This is a genomic window from Geobacter sp. FeAm09, from assembly GCF_008330225.1.
GTDB lineage: Bacteria > Desulfobacterota > Desulfuromonadia > Geobacterales > Pseudopelobacteraceae > Oryzomonas.
This window is the reverse complement of sequence record NZ_CP042466.1, coordinates 1,148,275-1,164,280: the sequence shown is the minus strand read 5'-3', so window position 1 is coordinate 1,164,280 and position 16,006 is coordinate 1,148,275. Positions and strand designations below refer to the sequence as shown.

Annotated in this window: 14 protein-coding genes; 2 read left to right on the top strand and 12 right to left on the bottom strand. The window is 64.8% G+C overall.

Annotation, left to right across the window (positions count from 1 at the left end):
* Positions 1–480 precede the first annotated feature (480 nt).
* Together FO488_RS05390 and FO488_RS05385 are read right to left on the bottom strand one after the other, a co-directional pair.
* On the bottom strand, positions 481–2,718 hold the full coding sequence (locus FO488_RS05390) for an EAL domain-containing protein (RefSeq protein ID WP_149209609.1): 2,238 nt from the start codon (positions 2,716–2,718) through the stop codon (positions 481–483).
* Positions 2,715–4,877, bottom strand: coding sequence for an HDOD domain-containing protein (locus FO488_RS05385; protein ID WP_149209608.1), 2,163 nt, complete (start codon positions 4,875–4,877; stop codon positions 2,715–2,717). Before FO488_RS05385 ends, FO488_RS05390 begins: the two co-directional genes overlap by 4 nt.
* A 343-nt stretch (positions 4,878–5,220) precedes the next feature.
* Between FO488_RS05385 and FO488_RS05380 the strand changes: the two genes are divergently transcribed.
* Both FO488_RS05380 and FO488_RS05375 read left to right on the top strand, forming a co-directional pair.
* Positions 5,221–5,721: a hypothetical protein gene (locus FO488_RS05380; RefSeq protein WP_149209607.1), complete on the top strand. Its 501-nt coding sequence runs from the start codon at positions 5,221–5,223 to the stop codon at positions 5,719–5,721.
* Complete coding sequence (locus FO488_RS05375; RefSeq protein ID WP_149209606.1) at positions 5,652–6,608, top strand: hypothetical protein; 957 nt, start codon at positions 5,652–5,654, stop codon at positions 6,606–6,608. Before FO488_RS05380 ends, FO488_RS05375 begins: the two co-directional genes overlap by 70 nt.
* A gap of 13 nt (positions 6,609–6,621) precedes the next feature.
* On the opposite strand, the gene FO488_RS05370 is transcribed toward FO488_RS05375, so the two are convergent.
* The 10 genes from FO488_RS05370 to FO488_RS05325 all read right to left on the bottom strand — a co-directional run bounded on the left by FO488_RS05370 (position 6,622) and on the right by FO488_RS05325 (position 15,891).
* Complete coding sequence (locus FO488_RS05370) at positions 6,622–8,097, bottom strand: glycosyltransferase (protein ID WP_240732187.1); 1,476 nt, start codon at positions 8,095–8,097, stop codon at positions 6,622–6,624.
* A 45-nt stretch (positions 8,098–8,142) separates the two neighbouring features.
* Entirely contained in the window at positions 8,143–8,673 is a 531-nt protein-coding gene (locus FO488_RS05365) for a hypothetical protein (RefSeq protein WP_149209605.1), read from the bottom strand.
* A 17-nt stretch (positions 8,674–8,690) separates the two neighbouring features.
* Complete coding sequence (locus tag FO488_RS05360; RefSeq protein WP_149209604.1) at positions 8,691–9,581, bottom strand: sulfurtransferase; 891 nt, start codon at positions 9,579–9,581, stop codon at positions 8,691–8,693.
* A gap of 52 nt (positions 9,582–9,633) precedes the next feature.
* Positions 9,634–10,389 carry a glycosyltransferase family 2 protein gene (locus tag FO488_RS05355; protein WP_149209603.1) on the bottom strand — a complete coding sequence of 252 codons (756 nt, stop codon included), beginning with the start codon at positions 10,387–10,389 and terminating at the stop codon, positions 9,634–9,636.
* On the bottom strand, positions 10,386–11,102 hold the full coding sequence (locus tag FO488_RS05350; RefSeq protein ID WP_205743359.1) for a TVP38/TMEM64 family protein: 717 nt from the start codon (positions 11,100–11,102) through the stop codon (positions 10,386–10,388). The genes FO488_RS05355 and FO488_RS05350 overlap by 4 nt, the downstream gene beginning before the upstream one ends.
* Before the next feature lie 111 nt (positions 11,103–11,213).
* On the bottom strand, positions 11,214–12,050 hold the full coding sequence (locus tag FO488_RS05345; RefSeq protein WP_240732186.1) for a hypothetical protein: 837 nt from the start codon (positions 12,048–12,050) through the stop codon (positions 11,214–11,216).
* Positions 12,051–12,129: 79 nt separating this feature from the next.
* A complete protein-coding gene (locus FO488_RS05340; RefSeq protein ID WP_149209602.1) occupies positions 12,130–12,429 on the bottom strand; it encodes a sulfurtransferase in 300 nt (99 codons plus the stop codon).
* Complete coding sequence (locus tag FO488_RS05335; RefSeq protein WP_149209601.1) at positions 12,360–13,118, bottom strand: sulfurtransferase; 759 nt, start codon at positions 13,116–13,118, stop codon at positions 12,360–12,362. Before FO488_RS05335 ends, FO488_RS05340 begins: the two co-directional genes overlap by 70 nt.
* A gap of 334 nt (positions 13,119–13,452) precedes the next feature.
* Complete coding sequence (locus tag FO488_RS05330) at positions 13,453–14,049, bottom strand: hypothetical protein (RefSeq protein WP_149209600.1); 597 nt, start codon at positions 14,047–14,049, stop codon at positions 13,453–13,455.
* 120 nt (positions 14,050–14,169) lie between these two features.
* Complete coding sequence (locus FO488_RS05325) at positions 14,170–15,891, bottom strand: hypothetical protein (RefSeq protein ID WP_149209599.1); 1,722 nt, start codon at positions 15,889–15,891, stop codon at positions 14,170–14,172.
* Positions 15,892–16,006 lie beyond the last annotated feature (115 nt).

The following is a 16,006-nucleotide window of genomic DNA, read 5'->3' as shown; positions in this document are numbered from 1 at the left end:
CGCGTCCGATTGGCGGTTTCTGTTCTCCAAGCCGCACAAATATGGCTCCGCATTTCGTTGCCGGAATACGGAGCCCCCTATGGCAGCTTGATCCCCGGTTCGGGGCCGTGCATATCATTCTCCCGAAGAAACGGCACGTTATACGCAGATGGTATGGGAGGTAACAAAAATGTCGTCAAATGTCAATAGTCCAAATAAGCACAACTATTCGATATTGTTTACAAAATATATGGCCGCAGCACAGGGGACGTGAGACGAGATAAGGGGAAAGGGAGCCGGGAAGGGACCGGTGAACCGGTGGGTGCCGGAAGAGGAGGTGCTTCCGGTCGCCTCCTCTTCGCTGCCGCCACCCGGTCGAAATCCGGCATGGCGCCATGTTGCCGCCTTGGCGGCTTTCCCGCCGCCGGGCCGGAGCGGCCGTTCCGGCATCCGGGCCCGAAGGCGCGCGCTTTGGACCGCCGGACGCCCGTGCGGGGCACGTCAATCGGGTGCGCCTACCGTCGCGGCCATCCCCGGGGAGGCCATCCGGGCGCCGTAGTGCCACCGGTCCGGGAGATTCGGAAGCGCGTTCAGCAGCACCGGCCTGAGTTCGGCGGCGGGTACCGGCTTGCTGAAGAGATACCCCTGCATCTCGTCGCACCCCAGTTCGTTCAGGGTTTTCATCTGGAATACCGTTTCCACCCCTTCCGCCACGAGATGCAGCCCGAAGCCGCGCGCCATGCCGATGATGGCGTTGAGAATCGGCGAGACGCGCGTTTCCGTCGTCAGGTCGCGCACGAACGACTGGTCGATCTTGATGGCACTGATGGGAAACTTGCGCAGGTAGTTGAGGGAGGAGTAGCGGGTGCCGAAGTCGTCGATCGCGATCCCCACCCCGTGGTTGCGCAGGTAGCGCATCTTGTCGATGACCCCCGTGGCGTCGTGCAGCAGGAGATTTTCGGTGATTTCTATCTCCACGGCGTCGGCCGGCAAGCGGTTCTTGGTGATGTTGCACACGATCCGTTCGAGAAAGTCGCTGTGGGTGAACTCCGAGGGCGAGACATTGACCGAAATGCGCAGATTGTTCAGCCCCATGTCGCGCCAGCGGGCCATCTGGCTGCACGCCTCGGCCAGCACCCAGTCGGTGATGTCGCAGATCAGCCCCGACTCCTCGGCCAGGTCGATGAAGCTGGCCGGATTCAAGAGCCCGTGTACCGGATGGCGCCATCTGATCAGGGCCTCCAGGCCGACGACCTTGCCGCCGGAAATGCTGATCTTGGGTTGATAGTACAACTCGAACTCAGCGTTGCCGATGGCCTGCCGTAGTTCGTTCTCAAGCCTGATGCGCTCGTGATAACCGGCATTCATCTCCGGCGTGAACAGCAGATAATTGTTTTTGCCGGTGGCCTTGACCTTGTACATGGCAATATCGGCGTTCTTCAACAGTGCATCGGCACTGTCCCCGTCGTGCGGATACACGGCGATGCCGATGCTGGCCGTTGCCCGGAATTCCTGCCCCTTCACCTGGAAGGGCGCCTTCAGGGCGTCAAGCACCTTCTCGGCGATGATGCATGCATCCTCGGAACGGTACAGATCGGGCAAAAGCACCGTGAATTCGTCACCCCCCTGGCGGGCCAGGGTGTCGCCGGCCCTGACGCAATTGCGCAGGCGGTGGGCCACGTTCACCAGGAGTTCATCCCCCTCGGCGTGCCCATGGGTATCGTTCACGAGCTTGAAGCGGTCGAGATCGATGAACATGACGCCCACCAGCCGGCCGTTCCGTTTCGACTGGTTCATGGACAATTCGAGCCGGTCCTTGAACAGCCGGCGGTTCGGCAGATGGGTAAGGTGGTCGTGCATGGCCTGGAAACTGATGGTCTCCTCGGCCTTCTTGCGTTCGGAGATATCGCGCGCGACGCCGTAGGTGCCGATGAAGCGCAGGGGCCCCCCGCCGTCGCCGTTTTCCTCGTAGACCCCCATGGCACTCACCACGGCCACGATGAAGCGTGGCTCGAAGCTGCGGCTGTCGCTGCACTTCAGGCGCACTTCCACGTTTGTGGTGGCGCGGCTGTCGCGGCGCCGCTCGGTGAAGGCGTAGCGGGCGGTGTCCCAGTCTTCCTCGCGAACGATGGCGGTGTAGTGGCGCCCGACAAGTTCGCCGCGCGAATAGCCGAGCAGCGACTCGGCCCGGCCGTTGACGAATATGAAGCAGCCGTCCGTATCCAGCGTGTAGATGAGGTCCGGCGAGCTTTCCACCAGGAAGCGGTGCATCCGCTCGGAAAGTTCGAGGCGCGTGGTCATCAGGGTATTGATGCGCTCCAGGCGGCTGCGCAGCAGGGCGTTGTCCACCTTGTGCTGCATCTCCTCCAGGTCGTAGGGCTTGCGGATGAACTCCACGGCCCCGCTGCGCAGGGCGCGTATGGCGGAATCGATATCGGCATCCGCGCTGACCATGATGACCCGCGTCGCGGCATTGAAGTCGGTGATCCATTCCATCACATCCAGGCCGGACACCCCCGGGAGGTGGATGTCCAGGAGGACGAGGCCCATGTTCTGGTCCTTGAGTATGGCGATCGCGTCCTCGCCGGTGCCGCACTCCACGATGTCCCGGCCCGGGCCGTCCAGGAGCTGGCGCAGGCTGGAACGCATGCGCGGCTCGTCGTCGACGATGAGTATGCGCTCCGTCTGGTCGGCCATGTCGTGGGCATGGTTGAATGTGGACTGGACGAAAAAATTCATTCGCTGGGCTGTCCCTTGGCCTGCGGCAAAAGAATGATGAAGCATGCCCCCTGCCCGTCCTGATTCTGGCAGCCGATGCGGCCGCCGAGGCGTTCGACCAGGGACGCCACGATGGACAGCCCGATGCCGGAATGCCCCGGCCGCCGGTTGGGTGCCAGCGGCTTGAAGAGCCCCTGCATGACCTCGGGGGGCAGGCCGGGACCCGAGTCGCTGACATGGATCTCCACGGAGGGCTGCCCATCCAGAAGCATGTCCCCCCGCGTAGAGATGGTAATGCGGCCACCGGCCGGCATCGCCTCGGACGCGTTTTTCCAGAGGTTGAACAGGATCTGCTTGAAACTGTCCCGGTCCCCGGCTACCGGGGAAAGCCGGGGCTCCAGGGACTTGAGGACGGTGATGCCGCAACCGGCGAAGAAGGTTTCGCCATACAGCGCCAGCATCTCGTCGATCACCGTGTTGACGTCGAATGCGCCCGTGTCCTTCGGGACTTCGGCAACGTCCACCAGGCTCCGCACGATCTGCGTCACCCGATCGATCTCCTCGCCGAGGATCGTCAGCTCCTGCTGCACGCCGAGTTCGTCGGGCACCTTCCGGCTGACGATCTTCAGATAGTTCTTTATGATGGCGAGCGGATTGCCGGCCTCGTGCACGACCTTGCGCGCCCGTTGCTCGAAGCCGCTCTTCATGGTGGTGGCCATCTCCTGCTCGCGGTCCCGGGCCGCGCGCCAGGATTCGACGCTTTCCGCGGCCAGATTGGCGAAATTGGCCACCAGGTCGAGGCGGGGCAGCAGCCGCGCGTACTGGGCTGCGGTCACGCCATAGGTCATGACGCCGATGCGGTTGCCGCGGGTGCACAGGGGAACATACAGGATGCCCTCGCCCCCCAGGGCGCGGGTGGCCTGCACATCCACAAGCGCGGCAGCCTCCGGTTCGCCGTCGAAGGTGGAGGCGGGCCGTTGTTCCAGGAGGGCAGTTACCGCGAGGCTCTGTCCGGAGTCGAGCCTGATTTCGAGCCGCTGGAGCAGGGGCGGCTGCCCGGCGATATTCGCCCCGGAGAGCACCTGCCGGTCCTTTTGGACGAACAGGAAAGCGATGCGTCCGGCGCCGAACAGGATGCGGGCCGATTCGCGCAGGGCCATGACGATTTCGGCTTCACTGCAGAGCGCGGTGAGGTTGTGCTGCAGGGAGTTCATGGTGGCCATGTCGCGCACCAGGGCCTCCAGGCGGGAATAGGTCACGCTGGTGTCGTTCAGCTTTGACCTGAAGTGTTCGAAGGGGGTGGCGAAATCGGGGAGGGTCTTCGGGTATCCGGTACTCTCGATGCCGAGCGCGGCTGCCAACTCGGCGATACGCTCGGAACACGTCTGCCGGATGGCCGCCACCTCGGCCGCGGTGATGCCCAGGGCCGCCTCGATGACGGCGGCGGCCAGGGCCGATTCGGGTTCTGCGGCAGCACAGTTGTCGATGCTGTGGGCAGACCACACGATCCGGCTCAAGGGATCGGCCTCCACGATCTCGTTGGCCGGCCGGTGGTGAAAGAGAACCGCATCGGCCATGAACGACGAGAGGTTCCACTGATCGACCAGCCAGGCGCCCACGGCGCTGTGATCGGTGCCGAGCAGCGTGCATTCATTCGCCTGCAGCGCTCTTTCATCGTCGCTCCTGCCCAAAAGGACGCCGTAGCTGTCGCCCACCCCTCCCAGGAGGAGCAGTTGGCCGATATCGTGCATCAGGCCGGCCAGGTAAGCCTCGCCGGGGTCGGGATAGCCCACGCGGGCGGCGATGGCGGAGGCCAATTCGCCAACCCGGAGCGCATGGCCCCAAAACCCGGTCAGGTCGTATCTCATGTCGCCGGCGGTACGGGCAAAGACACTCTGGATGGCAAGACACGAAGCCAGGGTCCTCATGAGGCGCGTGCCCAGCACGACCAGCCCCTGATCGAGGCTCTTGATCTCCGCCCCACTCCGGAGCGCGGGCGAATTGGCGACCGTGAGGACCCGGGCGCTCAGTGCCGGGTCCTGCTCCACCACCCTGGCCAAGTCGGCCATGGAGGTCTGATCGTCGTTGGTGGCGCTCAAAAACCGCAGCAGGACCTGCGGCATGGACGGCAACTGGATCGCCTCTATGGCATCGAGAATGGTTCCCGGAATCTGTTGCAAGCAAAATCCTCCTTGCGCTGCCCTGGCCCTGCCACAAGAATGAAAAGTACCGACGCGAGAGGGAATATAATAAATTTTTTCCTATTAAGCCACAAATAGTTACTTTTTAACAAGAATTAAATTAGATTGCGATAATATTTTTTAAATAGATTATAAGTATATATCATTCGCGGTAGGATGAACGCCGACAGTACCATACCCCCACCCCCCGTCTTTGGCAAGTGGTGGCGACCGCGGACGCGCAAAAAGACTTGAGGGGCGGCCTCATTTTGCACTTGGATTTTCCCGGACGGGCCGCTACCATGCACCAGCCTGTCACCCCACACCCGGACCGCCGTGATCCATGGACATCAGCACAAAACGTCACAACCGGGGAACCGGCCGCGCCATCCCCGTTCTGTTGCCGGCGGCCATCCTGACGGCCGCTTTTCTCCTGGCCCGGCAGCCCGAATTGCGTCTGGCGGTACCGATGCTGGTGGGGGCCACGGCGGTCATGACCATGGCGCTCGCCGCTGCCCTCCATTACCGCGGGCAGGGGAGGATCGCCTGGTCCCCGCCCGTCATTCTCGCCGTGGCGCTCGCCCTGCGCCTCATGTTCCTGTTCGCCCCGCCCCAACTGTCCGACGACTGCTACCGCTACCTGTGGGACGGCAGCAGCCTGCTGCACGGCATCAACCCCTACGCCGCGGCCCCCACCGCCGTGAGTCCCCCGCCGGAACTGGCCGCCGTTCATGCCCGGATCAATCATCCCGACTATATCACCATCTATCCCCCATGGCCCAGGTCGTCTTTGCCGGGGGCGCCGCCCTGGGGGGTACCATTACCGGCCTCAAGGCGCTTCTGACGCTGCTCGACCTGGGGCTGTGCCTGCTGGTGGCGCTGCTGCTGAAACGGTTGGAGCTGCCGGCATGGCGGGCGGCGCTCTACGCGTGGCATCCGCTGCCGGTGGTGGAGATCGCCGGCTCGGGGCATGTGGACGGCGCAGGGCTTGCCCTGCTGCTCGCCGCCGTCTGCCTGCTGCTACCGGGGCGCCGGGAGAGCACCGGAACCGGTGGGCGGCCGTGGCCGTTTCTGCTCTCCGGGGCACTTTTGGCGGCTGCCGGCCTGGTGAAGCTGTTCCCGTTCATCCCGGCGCCGCTGCTCTTCTTCATGGTTCCGCCGGGGCGGCGGCGGTATTTCGCCGCCGGATTCCTCGCGGCGTTAGCGGCCCTGCTGCTGCCGTTCCTCCCCCATCTGGCCAATATGGCCGCCACCCTGGACGCCTACGCCCGCAATTGGGAATTCGCCGGGTTCGCCTTCAACGTGCTGCGCGCCGTCACCGGTTCGGGAACGGGTGCCCGGCTGCTTCTGTCCTCCTGTTTCCTGCTGGCGGCCGCCACGATCATGCTCCACTGCATCCGCGGCATCGGCTGCGGAGCACCTTCGGCCGCCGGGATGCGCCGGGCGCTGGGGGCATGCTATGCCATGGCCATGGCGTTTTTGCTGCTCACCCCGACCCTGCAACCCTGGTACGCCCTCTGTCTGGCGGTCTTCCTCCCCTTCTCCCCCGGCCCGGCCGGCCTGGTGCTCTGCTGGGCGGTCTTCCTGGCCTACCGGGTGCAGATCCCCTACTTCATCCAGGGACAGTGGCTGGAGAGCATGCCGGTGACAACGGCGATCTTTCTGGCGCCGATAACGGCATATCTGGCGGGCGGATTTTTCAGGAGAAAGCGGCAGGCGACGGAATGCTAGCGCCCGCCAGGTTTCAGAGCGCCCGGCGGGACGGCAGCGCCTCGGCCAGGTCCTTGGCGATCACCAGGGCGAACCCGAAGGGGAAGAGCAGGAACAGCGGCACGGCGAACCAGGTTTCCCGCTGCCAGGCGAAGAGCAGCGGCAGCAGGCAGTAGAGGAACAGCGCAAGGTTCATGACGATATAGGGGATACTTTTCTGGCGATAGAGGAAGGCCAGCCCCGGCATCCGCTCCCGCCCCTGCAGGCCGAATTTCGGGGTCCGCTCGAAGGTTCCGCCGGAACGGCAGAGCCCCTGCAGCACCGAGAGCGAGATGCTGGGGGCCAGCCCGATGGTGAGGGCGGGCAGCACGAGGAGGTGCCGCAGTTTCCCCGACCCGCTGCGGAGGGCGTAGAGCAGGAAATAGCCCATGATCGCCCCGCTGGTGGCCAAAAAGATCGGCAGGTCGATGCGCAGCATCTGGTGCAGGCCGATGCCGACCCGCCAGGTGACCGCCGGGTAGAGGGTCAGCATGACGACCATCCCCAGGAGCCAGTAGATATTGGCCATGAGATGGGCCACCGCCTCGATCTTGACCGCCAGGGGGAGGCGCGCCCGCAGCAAGCGGGGCAGGATCTTGCGGGCGGTCTGGACGGAGCCCTTGGCCCAGCGCTGCTGTTGGCTGCGCAGCGCCGCCATGGTCACCGGCAGCTCCGACGGCACCCGGCACTCCTCCCGGTAGACGAAGCGCCACCCCGCCAACTGGGCGCGGTAGCTCAGGTCCAGGTCCTCGGTCACCGTATCGGACTGCCACCCCCCGGCGGAGGCGATGGCGCTCCTGCGCCAGACCCCGGCGGTGCCGTTGAAGTTGAAAAACAGCCCCTGCTGGTAGCGCACCCGGTGCTCGATGCTGAAATGGGGACCCAGCAGCAGGGCCTGGATGCCGGTGAACCAGGAGTGGTCGGCGTTGCAGAAGCCCCAGCGGGTCTGGACCATGCCGACCCCCGGGTCCGCGAACCAGGGGACGGTGGCGTGGAGGAAACCGGGGGCCGGGATGAAGTCGGCATCGAAGACGGCGATGAACTCCCCCCGCGCCGTCGCCAGCCCATGGGCCAGCGCCCCGGCCTTGTAGCCTGCGCGGCCGGTTCTGCGCACCACGGCGATGTCGATCCCCTCCCCTCGCCACCGGGCGGCCCGCTCGTCCACCAACTGGCGGGTGTCGTCGTCCGAGTCGTCCAGCACCTGGATCTGAAAGCGGTCCCGGGGCCAGTCGAGGCGGGCGGCGGCGTCCAGCAGGCGCTGCGCCACAAAGCGCTCGTTGTACAGCGGCAGTTGCACCGTGACCACCGGGAGGTCGGCGGGCGGAGCCGGCTGCGGCGCCGCCGGGCCCTTGGGCCGGTACAGGCAGCGGATCAGCCAGATCCGGTGCGCTCCGTAGAGGCAGAGGCCGAACAGGGCGCCGAAATGGACCACGGTCAGAACCGGAATGAGTGCGGACAGCAGGGACCTCATGCCGGGATCATACCCGTGTGCCCTTCATGGTGATCAGTGCCGCCACTATGGTTCCTCCGGCTCGGGGCAATCGCAGGGGATGCCCAACTGTTTTTCCTCGAACAGATACCGCTCCGGCCGCCACGCCCGCAACGAACCGGCCTCTCCGGCCCTGCCCGCCACATCCTCGGCCGGCACCACCCAGAACTTCTTCATCCAGATATGCCAGACGCCGTGCAGTTCCAGGTTGCCGCGCTGGTCGCTCTCCCCCCGGGCCAGGATATCCACCCGCGGGGGGACGTCCGCGTATCTGACCAGGGCGTAGGCCGAACGGGGGCGCAGCCCGGCGGCATTCAGGACGAAAGCGCCGGTTTTCTCGCGATAGACCAGCCTGCCGGTGGCGCCCCCCGTGACGATGGCCCACGTAGCCGGGTTCTTGGCGAACAGGAGCAGCTTCTTCTTGCCGCTCCCCTGTGGCGTCTTCATGGGGGCCTGCTCCGTGCCTGCGCAGACGACCGCGGGTACGGCGCACAGGAGGAACGACAGCAGCAGCAACGCGCCTGCGGCTCGATATGAGAACGGTGCGGGGCTCATCATGGTGCGGCTCCCTTTCCTTACTGGCCCGGCCGTTTTTCCCAGGCGGCCCAGCCCCCCTTGTAGTTATGGGCCTCGGGCAGCCCCGCCAGTTGGTGGGCCGTCCAGGCATATCCCGAACGTATCCCCCCCAGGCAGTAGTAGACCACCGGTTTCGAGGTATCCACGCCATGCCTGGCGAGCAGCTTCTTAAGCTCCGCCGCCGGCAGCGGCCGGTGCTCCTTGCCGGTGTAGAACTCCTCCCACGGGATATGGACGGCCCCCGGTATCCGCCCCTTGAGCCATTCGAAGGTCGAACGGACGTCCACCAGGGCGTAGGCCCCCTTGCCGCTTTGCACCTCTTCCGTGGCGATCTGGTATTGGGGCTTGAGGCTCACGTGGTAGCGGGCCTTTCGGGCGGCGGGCTTTTCCGCCCCCCTGGCCAGGGGGAGGTTCTGGCCGCGCCAGGCCTGAAGGCCGCCGTTCAGGAGCCGGATGGGCCCCCTGTGCCCGAGCCAGGAGAGGAGCCACACGTCATACCCCTCGCCCCCCCAGCTCTTGTCCGCATCGCCGTACACCACGATGGGCGTCTTTTCGTCGATCCCCAGCCCGGCCAGCGCCACGGCCACCTCCTGGGGCGGAAACGAGCTGTACTTCACCCCCCTGGCGTCGGTGCGGGTGTAGTTCTCCCAGGAGAACGGGATGGCCCCGGGGATGTGGCCCGCCTCCCACTCGGCCCGGGGCCGGGCGTCCAGGACGACCCATTTCGCGGGGTTTCCCTTCAGCGTGGCCGCATCGATCAACCCCAGATCGGCCGCCATGGCAACCGGGGAGCAGCAGACGGCTGCCGCCGCCATGAGCAACACAACAGCCATAACCTGAAACAAACCGGCCCGCTTGGCGGGCCGGAGAGATGGTGCGCTAACCTGCATGATTTGTTCTCCTTATCGTTGTCTCGTGTCCCGTGCGGTTAGTTGCGGGGCACTAGTGCGGCCCGGCGACGATAGCCGTTCCGGAAGGTAGTTCCCGCCGCTGTTTCTGCCGTAGTCCCTGCACCACTTCGCGGCCGATGACCCAGAGGATCGTGTTCCCGGCCTTGACCGTGCCGCCGATCGTCCGGCTGATCTTGGACGTCCCGGCGCTGCGCCGGTGATAGGGGACGTCGCGTTCCTCGATCCGCAGCCCCTGTTTGACGGCCCGGACCTGCATCTCCACGGTCCAGCCGAAAGCCCGGTCGGCCATGGCCAGGCGCTCCAGGTCCGTCCAGCGGATGACCCGCATGGGCCCCAGGTCCCGGTAGCGGTGCCGCCAGAAGAGCCGGATCAATCCGGTGGCCAGCCAGTGCCCGAAGCGCTGCTGGAAACTGAGGGCCGCCCGTTCCACCGGCACCCGCCGCCCCAGCATGAAATCCCGCTCCCCGGCGGCCACCGGGGCGATCAGGCCGGGCAGGCTCGCCAGGTCGTCGCTGCCGTCGCCATCGACGAACGCCACGATGGCCGGAGGGTTACGTCCCAGGGAGGCCAGCCCGGCCAGGCAGGCCCTGCCGTACCCCGGCACCGGCTCCCCGACGACCTGTGCCCCCCATAGGGCGGCGACCTGGGCCGTCCCGTCCGTGGAGCCGTTGTCCACCACCACGACCCGCGTGATCTCCGGGGGCACGTTGCCGAGCACGCCCGGCAGCGACAACTCCTCGTTCCGGGCCGGGATGATCAGGGCGATGTCGGGGGGCGCCGGGCTCACTCGGCAGCCGCTCCGGCCGCCCGGTGCCCCTTGAAGCGCCGGTAGGCCGCCGGGATGAGCGACACCAGCACCACCAGGCCGATGCCTAGGAGCGCCGTCGGCGACACCGTGCCCTTGATCAGCCCCACGAGCGAGCTGGAAAAGACGATGAAGGCGATGCAGGCCGGCAGCATGCAGACAAAGGAGGCCGCCACGTAGTGGGCAAAGGGGACCTTGGTCAAGCCGAAGGCATAGTTCAGCAGGTTGAAGGGAAAGACCGGGATCAGGCGGGTGAAGGCCACCACCTTCCAGCCGTGCTGCGCCACCTCGTCGTCCAGCCGGTGCCATTTGGCTCCGGTGAGCTTGGCCGCCACCCAGTCGCGCGCGCCGTAGCGGGCGACCAGAAAGGCCAGGGAGGCGCCGAGGGTGGCGCCCGTAATGGCGTAGACCACGCCCCAGACCGGGCCGAAGAGGATGCCGCCGACAACGGTGATCGGCAGGCCGGGGAGGAACAGCACCGGCGCCAGGGCATAGATCAAAATATAGATGGCAGGAGCCAGAAGGCCGTAGGAGGCGATCAGCGCCTGCAGCCTTTCCTGCTGGAAATAGTGGGTGGCGCCCGACAGGTGCACGCCGGCCGCGGCCGCCGCCACCAGGGCCAGCACCAGGGGCGCTTTCCAGGAGCGCTTCGGCTGGCGTCCCTGTTCAGGGGTAACGGTTCGTTCCTGTATCACGACATATCCTTTCCCGGGTTTCACCGCATGTCCGAGACGCAGCCGGCGTCCCGCCGGCACGAGTTCCGGGAGCGCCGGACGTCTCGCGGCTATCGATTACCGCAACCGATCTCAGGGGGTCTTGTAGTACAGGGCAAAGGAATAGTTCGCCCCGGCGGCCGTGTTCTGGCCGTAGATATCGGGGCGGTAGCTCAGTTCCACGCCCCAGGCGGGAGTCACCTTGTAGCCCACGGTCAGGTCCAGCTTGCCCAGGTCGAAGTTGTTGGTCGTCGTGGGATTGCCGCTGCCGTCATGTTTTTTGCCGTTGTCCACGCTGTAGATGCCGTCCAGCTTGGCCCGGGTGAAGATGCTTTTGGTGACATCGACGCCGAACTCGATCAGATAGCGGACCTCGTCGGACGGACCGTCCGCGCGCCAGCGGTAGCCGACCTCCACATTACCGTATCCGGGAATAAAAGGATAGAGGGAACGTCCATAGAGCAGCCTGAGTTCCGTATCGAACTGGCCGTTGCCCAGGGGCAGGGGGTCGGCCTTGTCGTACGCGCCCGGGATCTTGACGAGCAGTTGGGTCGAGACGATGCCGGCGTTGCTGTCCAGCAGTTTGTAGCGCAGGCCCAGGTCCACGTCCCCCAGGCTGCTGGCCGTGGAATGGGCCGTATCGTCCCTGTTGTCCAGCCACTTGTAGGTCAGCGAGTTCAGGACGGTCAGGTCGTCGCGCAGGCCGTATTCGAAATAGTTGCTGATGTTGTGGTCCGCGAATTTTCCGTTATTGGCCGTACCGCCGCGGCTGCCCGACGCATCGAAGTTCTCGTGGGCATAATAGTAGTTGTACGACAGCTTTTCATAGAAGGTGTTCTTCGGGGCGGTCCAGGCGCCGGCAAAGCCGATGCCGGTGTATGCCGCCACCACCAGGGTGGTCATGAGTGTCGTGATAGCCGTGCGTTTCAAGGTGCTGCCTCCTTATGTGCCGCAAACGCCGGGGGACATCGTGAGCCCCCGGCTTGGCTTGCGGGCGGGATGGGTTCGGTTAGGGGTTGGTGCCGGTGGAAATGGGATAGATATAGTTTCCCGACGTGTCCTTGGCGGCGCTCCACTCGCCCCAGGAACCGGTATAGTTCTTGACCCTGGTGAAGCCGAGCCCCAAAAGGGTATCCGAGGCGTAGGCGGAGCGCACCCCCGCCTGGCAATGGACGATGATCTCCTTGTCGGGCGTGATGCCGTACTGGGCCAGCAGGGCCAGGATATCGGTGCTGCTCTTCAGCACATAGGCCCCGGTGCTGTCCTGATGCTGGAGATTCGTCCAGTCGAGGTTGACCGCATAGGGGATGTGTCCCCCCGCGGGTTGGTGCGGAGGTCATAGCCGATATACTCCAGCGGGGTTCTCGCGTCCCAGATGACCGTGCCCGGCACGTTGATGTGGGACAGGACATAGGAGGCGCTGACATCGATATCCGCCGTGCTGGTTACGGTATAGGAGATGGTGTTGGCCGTGGGCGTCGTGGAATTGGCCTTGGTCGCCTTGGCACGCCCTTCCGCAATCCACTTCTGGTAGCCGCCGTCCAGAATGGCCACGTTCTTGTGCCCGTACCTGAGCAGGGTCCAGACGAAACGGCCCACCGAGGAACTGTTGTCGGTGTCGTAGGCCACGACCTTGGTGGAGGGGGTGATCCCCAGCTTGTCGGCCAAAGCGACGAATTCGGCCTGGGTCAGGCCGAGCGTGCCGGCGGAGCCGGTCGCCGATGCCGTGGTGGAGTACAGGGACACGGTATTGCGGATGGCCCCGGGGATATGGCCGGTGCTATAGGCGCTGAAGGCCCGGACATCGACGACGAGGACGTTCTGCTGGTCCGTGGCCAGGGCATCCGTGGTGGTGAAATTCTCCACGGCCTTGGCCACGGTGGCTGGCGTCGAACTCGTGGAAGTGCTGCTGGTGCTGCTGCCGCAACCGGCGAGGACTCCGGAGATTGCGAGGGCCAGGGCTAAACCTGCGGTGGTGAGCAAACGGGGGACTTTCATGATGGCGCGTTCCTTTCCTTGTCTGGATTTTGGTGCATTGTCCGGTGGTGGCTGCGAACCGGGTACGGGTGAAAGCCTCCATGGGTATGGCCGGCCCGGACGCTGTGCATCGGAAATAAAAAAGAGGTTAAGGCCATGAGTGTGACTCACTCTGCCTTAACCTCCAGTTTTTCTGGTCGGTCGCCGGTTATGGGTGTTCCGCAGGTTCAACAGGCGCCATTGTTTGTGCTGCTCCATGGCGAATGTGGGACTAAACTAGCAACAATTGTGTACGCTGTCAACATAAAAATATAATATCTATAAATATTATATTTTAAATAATCGGCACGGAGATTCAATGGCACGGCAGCAACTGCGCGATACTGTCGATCTGGCCCGCGGTCAGGGTGGCAAGCGTGCCCATGCCGCCCGTGTTGGCCGCAATCGCCGCCTTGATATGGTCGGGGGTGCCGTCCATGATGGTCGTGGCCGCAATCGAGCCGTGGCAGCCGGCGCAGTACACGGCGTACAGGTTTGCGCCGTTGCTTGCGGAAACCGTTGCCGCCTGCCCGCTGGCCGGGCCTTCGACGCCGGAACTGTCCACCGCCGTCACGACATAGAAATACGTTTGGCTGACCAGCAGCCCATCATGGTGATAGGGGCTGCCTGCCCCGGTGATTTTTACTCCCGTCCCCGGGGTCACCCCCGGATTCGCGGACCAGTAGATGTTGTAGGAGGTGGCGTCGGGAACCGGATTCCAGGCGAGTGTGACCATATTGATTCCGCCCGTGGCGGTTACGCCGGTCGGGGCGGCCGGCCCCTCGGTTTTCGCGGGCGGGGTGCCGTCGGATACGCCCGCCACCGTTGCGGAGCCGCCGCCCCCGCAACCGGCCAGCATGAGGGCATGCAGCAAAGCGGCCGCCAGGGCCGTGCAAAACGATAGTCTTTTCATATGCTTCCTTTCCTGAGTCTGCGGCTCTCTGCCGCACAGGTTCCTGCGCCACACGCGGGATGCCCACCGCGGCAGAGGGGCGGCGGTGGGCATCCTGGTGCGGCGTGCGGCTTTTTCCGGCTAGTCGCCGTTGATGCCCGGGAACGAGACGCCATGTGGCGCCCGGCCTATTTTGATCAGGCTGCCGATCTGGGTGACGCTTGGCGTGGCTGCCGACAGGTTTTGCGTGTTCAGCGTGAACAGCCAGCCATCGAAATTCGTGTCGTACACCGAGAAGTAGAGGATGCCCGTCGTCGGGTCCCACGATGAATGGCTCCCCCCGTATCCCGGCGATTCGAAGTGGTAGATCTCCTTGATCTTCGTGGGGTCCGGGGTGGCGGTCAGCAGGGTCGAGATGTCGATGAACTGGAGACGGTTGCCCGGATCGCCCGGCAGGGAGACCTCGCAGTCCGGAGAGGACAGTTCGGTGGACGCCAGGTATTTGCCGTCCGGGGATATGGCGTAGTTGTGCGGCCGCCCCGGTATGGTGGCGATGATCTTCCTGGTTGCCAGATCTATGACGTTGGTGCCGGAAGTGGAAACGGCAGCGCCTGCCGGTACCGGCCAGGTGTTGTTCCCCACGAAGAGGTACCTGCCGTTGGGGTGCAGCCGCAGGGCGTGGAGCGTGCCGTAGCCCAGGTCGATCTCGAAGAGTTTCGTGTTGTAGGACGGCACCACCGAGGGGAGGCCGGAAATGTCATAGGCAACCACTTTGCTCAGGGAGTTGGCGGTGGTGTAATAGGTTTTGTTGTCGGGGGAGACGTCGCCCACGTGGGGATCGGTATTGCTGTTGTCTATTTTGCCCAGGTGTTTGTGGTTTTTCACATCAAACACGTTGACCCCTTTACTGCCCTGGCCGATGGAGGTGAACAGGTACTTGCCGTCACGCGACTGCACGTTCTGCACCCCGCAGCCCACGTTGGGGAAGGAGTATTTGATCACGCTCGCCCGGTTGCCCGCATTGACGGTGCTGATATTCCTGAAGGCGGCCGTGTCGTAGACGTTGACGTCGCCGGTGGTGCTCAGGTAGTTGCCGCTGCACAGCCACAACTCCGAACCGTCGGCGGTAACGTTGGCGAAATGGCCGACATCGTTGAGCTGCTGGTCGGTGAACCGGATCGTTTTAATCACCGTCTGCGACGCGCGGTCGATGAGCGTAAGCCCGGGAACCGATTGGGCGGGGAAACCGGTGTTGGTATCCACCACGTAGGCGGTCCCCCGTAACGGCAGGATCGTGGTGGCGGCGCTGGCGGCGGCGCCGGCGACGGCGGCCAGCGTGGTGCCGGAGGCGACCTTGACGCCGCTGTCCCCGAGGATGCCGCCGATGCCGAGAGAGCTGGATACCGCGGCGACGACGGCATCGGAATTGGGGCCGATGGTGGCCGTCAAGGGGCCGGTTTGCGCACTCAGGTCGGCGGTGACGAGCGAGCGGTAGGTCGTGCCGTTGTTGAGGATCACCTTCAGGATAACGCCCGCCTGGGTCGCAGGGACGGCGACCGCCAGGCCGCTGAACGTCCCCCCCGTACCCGTGCCGTCCGGGATGATGCTGGCCGGCGCGGTGCTGATCACGGCGCCGGTGGCGGCATCGATGGCCGTAACCGTGCCGATGGAAGCCGCTGCGGCTCCCACCGTCTTCAGGGTCGCCTTGGCCGCGCCCGGCTCCAGCGCCCCATTGACCGTTACGGTTTTTCCGGTCGAGGGGGCGGAAGCCGGAGCGGCACCCGACGTGGAACTGCCGCACCCCGGCAGGCCGAGGGCCAGAACGGCCATGGCTGCAAATAACATACGTGAAAACCTCTTCATCTGAACCTCCTGATGGTTTTTTTCCGCCGGCAGGGCCGGCGGCAGCCTGCATGATCCGCAATAAACAAAAAAGGCCGGGGATAGCGCACGGCTTTGTGCGCTATCCCCGGCCTCC

Coding starts and splice junctions, on each gene's coding strand:
- FO488_RS05390 (WP_149209609.1), bottom strand. CDS start 2,718: ATGAATTTTTTCGTCCAGTCCACATTCAACCATGCCCACGACATGGCC.
- FO488_RS05335 (WP_149209601.1), bottom strand. CDS start 13,118: ATGAAAGTCCCCCGTTTGCTCACCACCGCAGGTTTAGCCCTGGCCCTC.
- FO488_RS05375 (WP_149209606.1), top strand. CDS start 5,652: ATGGCCCAGGTCGTCTTTGCCGGGGGCGCCGCCCTGGGGGGTACCATT.
- FO488_RS05370 (WP_240732187.1), bottom strand. CDS start 8,097: ATGAGGTCCCTGCTGTCCGCACTCATTCCGGTTCTGACCGTGGTCCAT.
- FO488_RS05360 (WP_149209604.1), bottom strand. CDS start 9,581: ATGCAGGTTAGCGCACCATCTCTCCGGCCCGCCAAGCGGGCCGGTTTG.
- FO488_RS05365 (WP_149209605.1), bottom strand. CDS start 8,673: ATGATGAGCCCCGCACCGTTCTCATATCGAGCCGCAGGCGCGTTGCTG.
- FO488_RS05380 (WP_149209607.1), top strand. CDS start 5,221: ATGGACATCAGCACAAAACGTCACAACCGGGGAACCGGCCGCGCCATC.
- FO488_RS05325 (WP_149209599.1), bottom strand. CDS start 15,891: ATGAAGAGGTTTTCACGTATGTTATTTGCAGCCATGGCCGTTCTGGCC.
- FO488_RS05330 (WP_149209600.1), bottom strand. CDS start 14,049: ATGAAAAGACTATCGTTTTGCACGGCCCTGGCGGCCGCTTTGCTGCAT.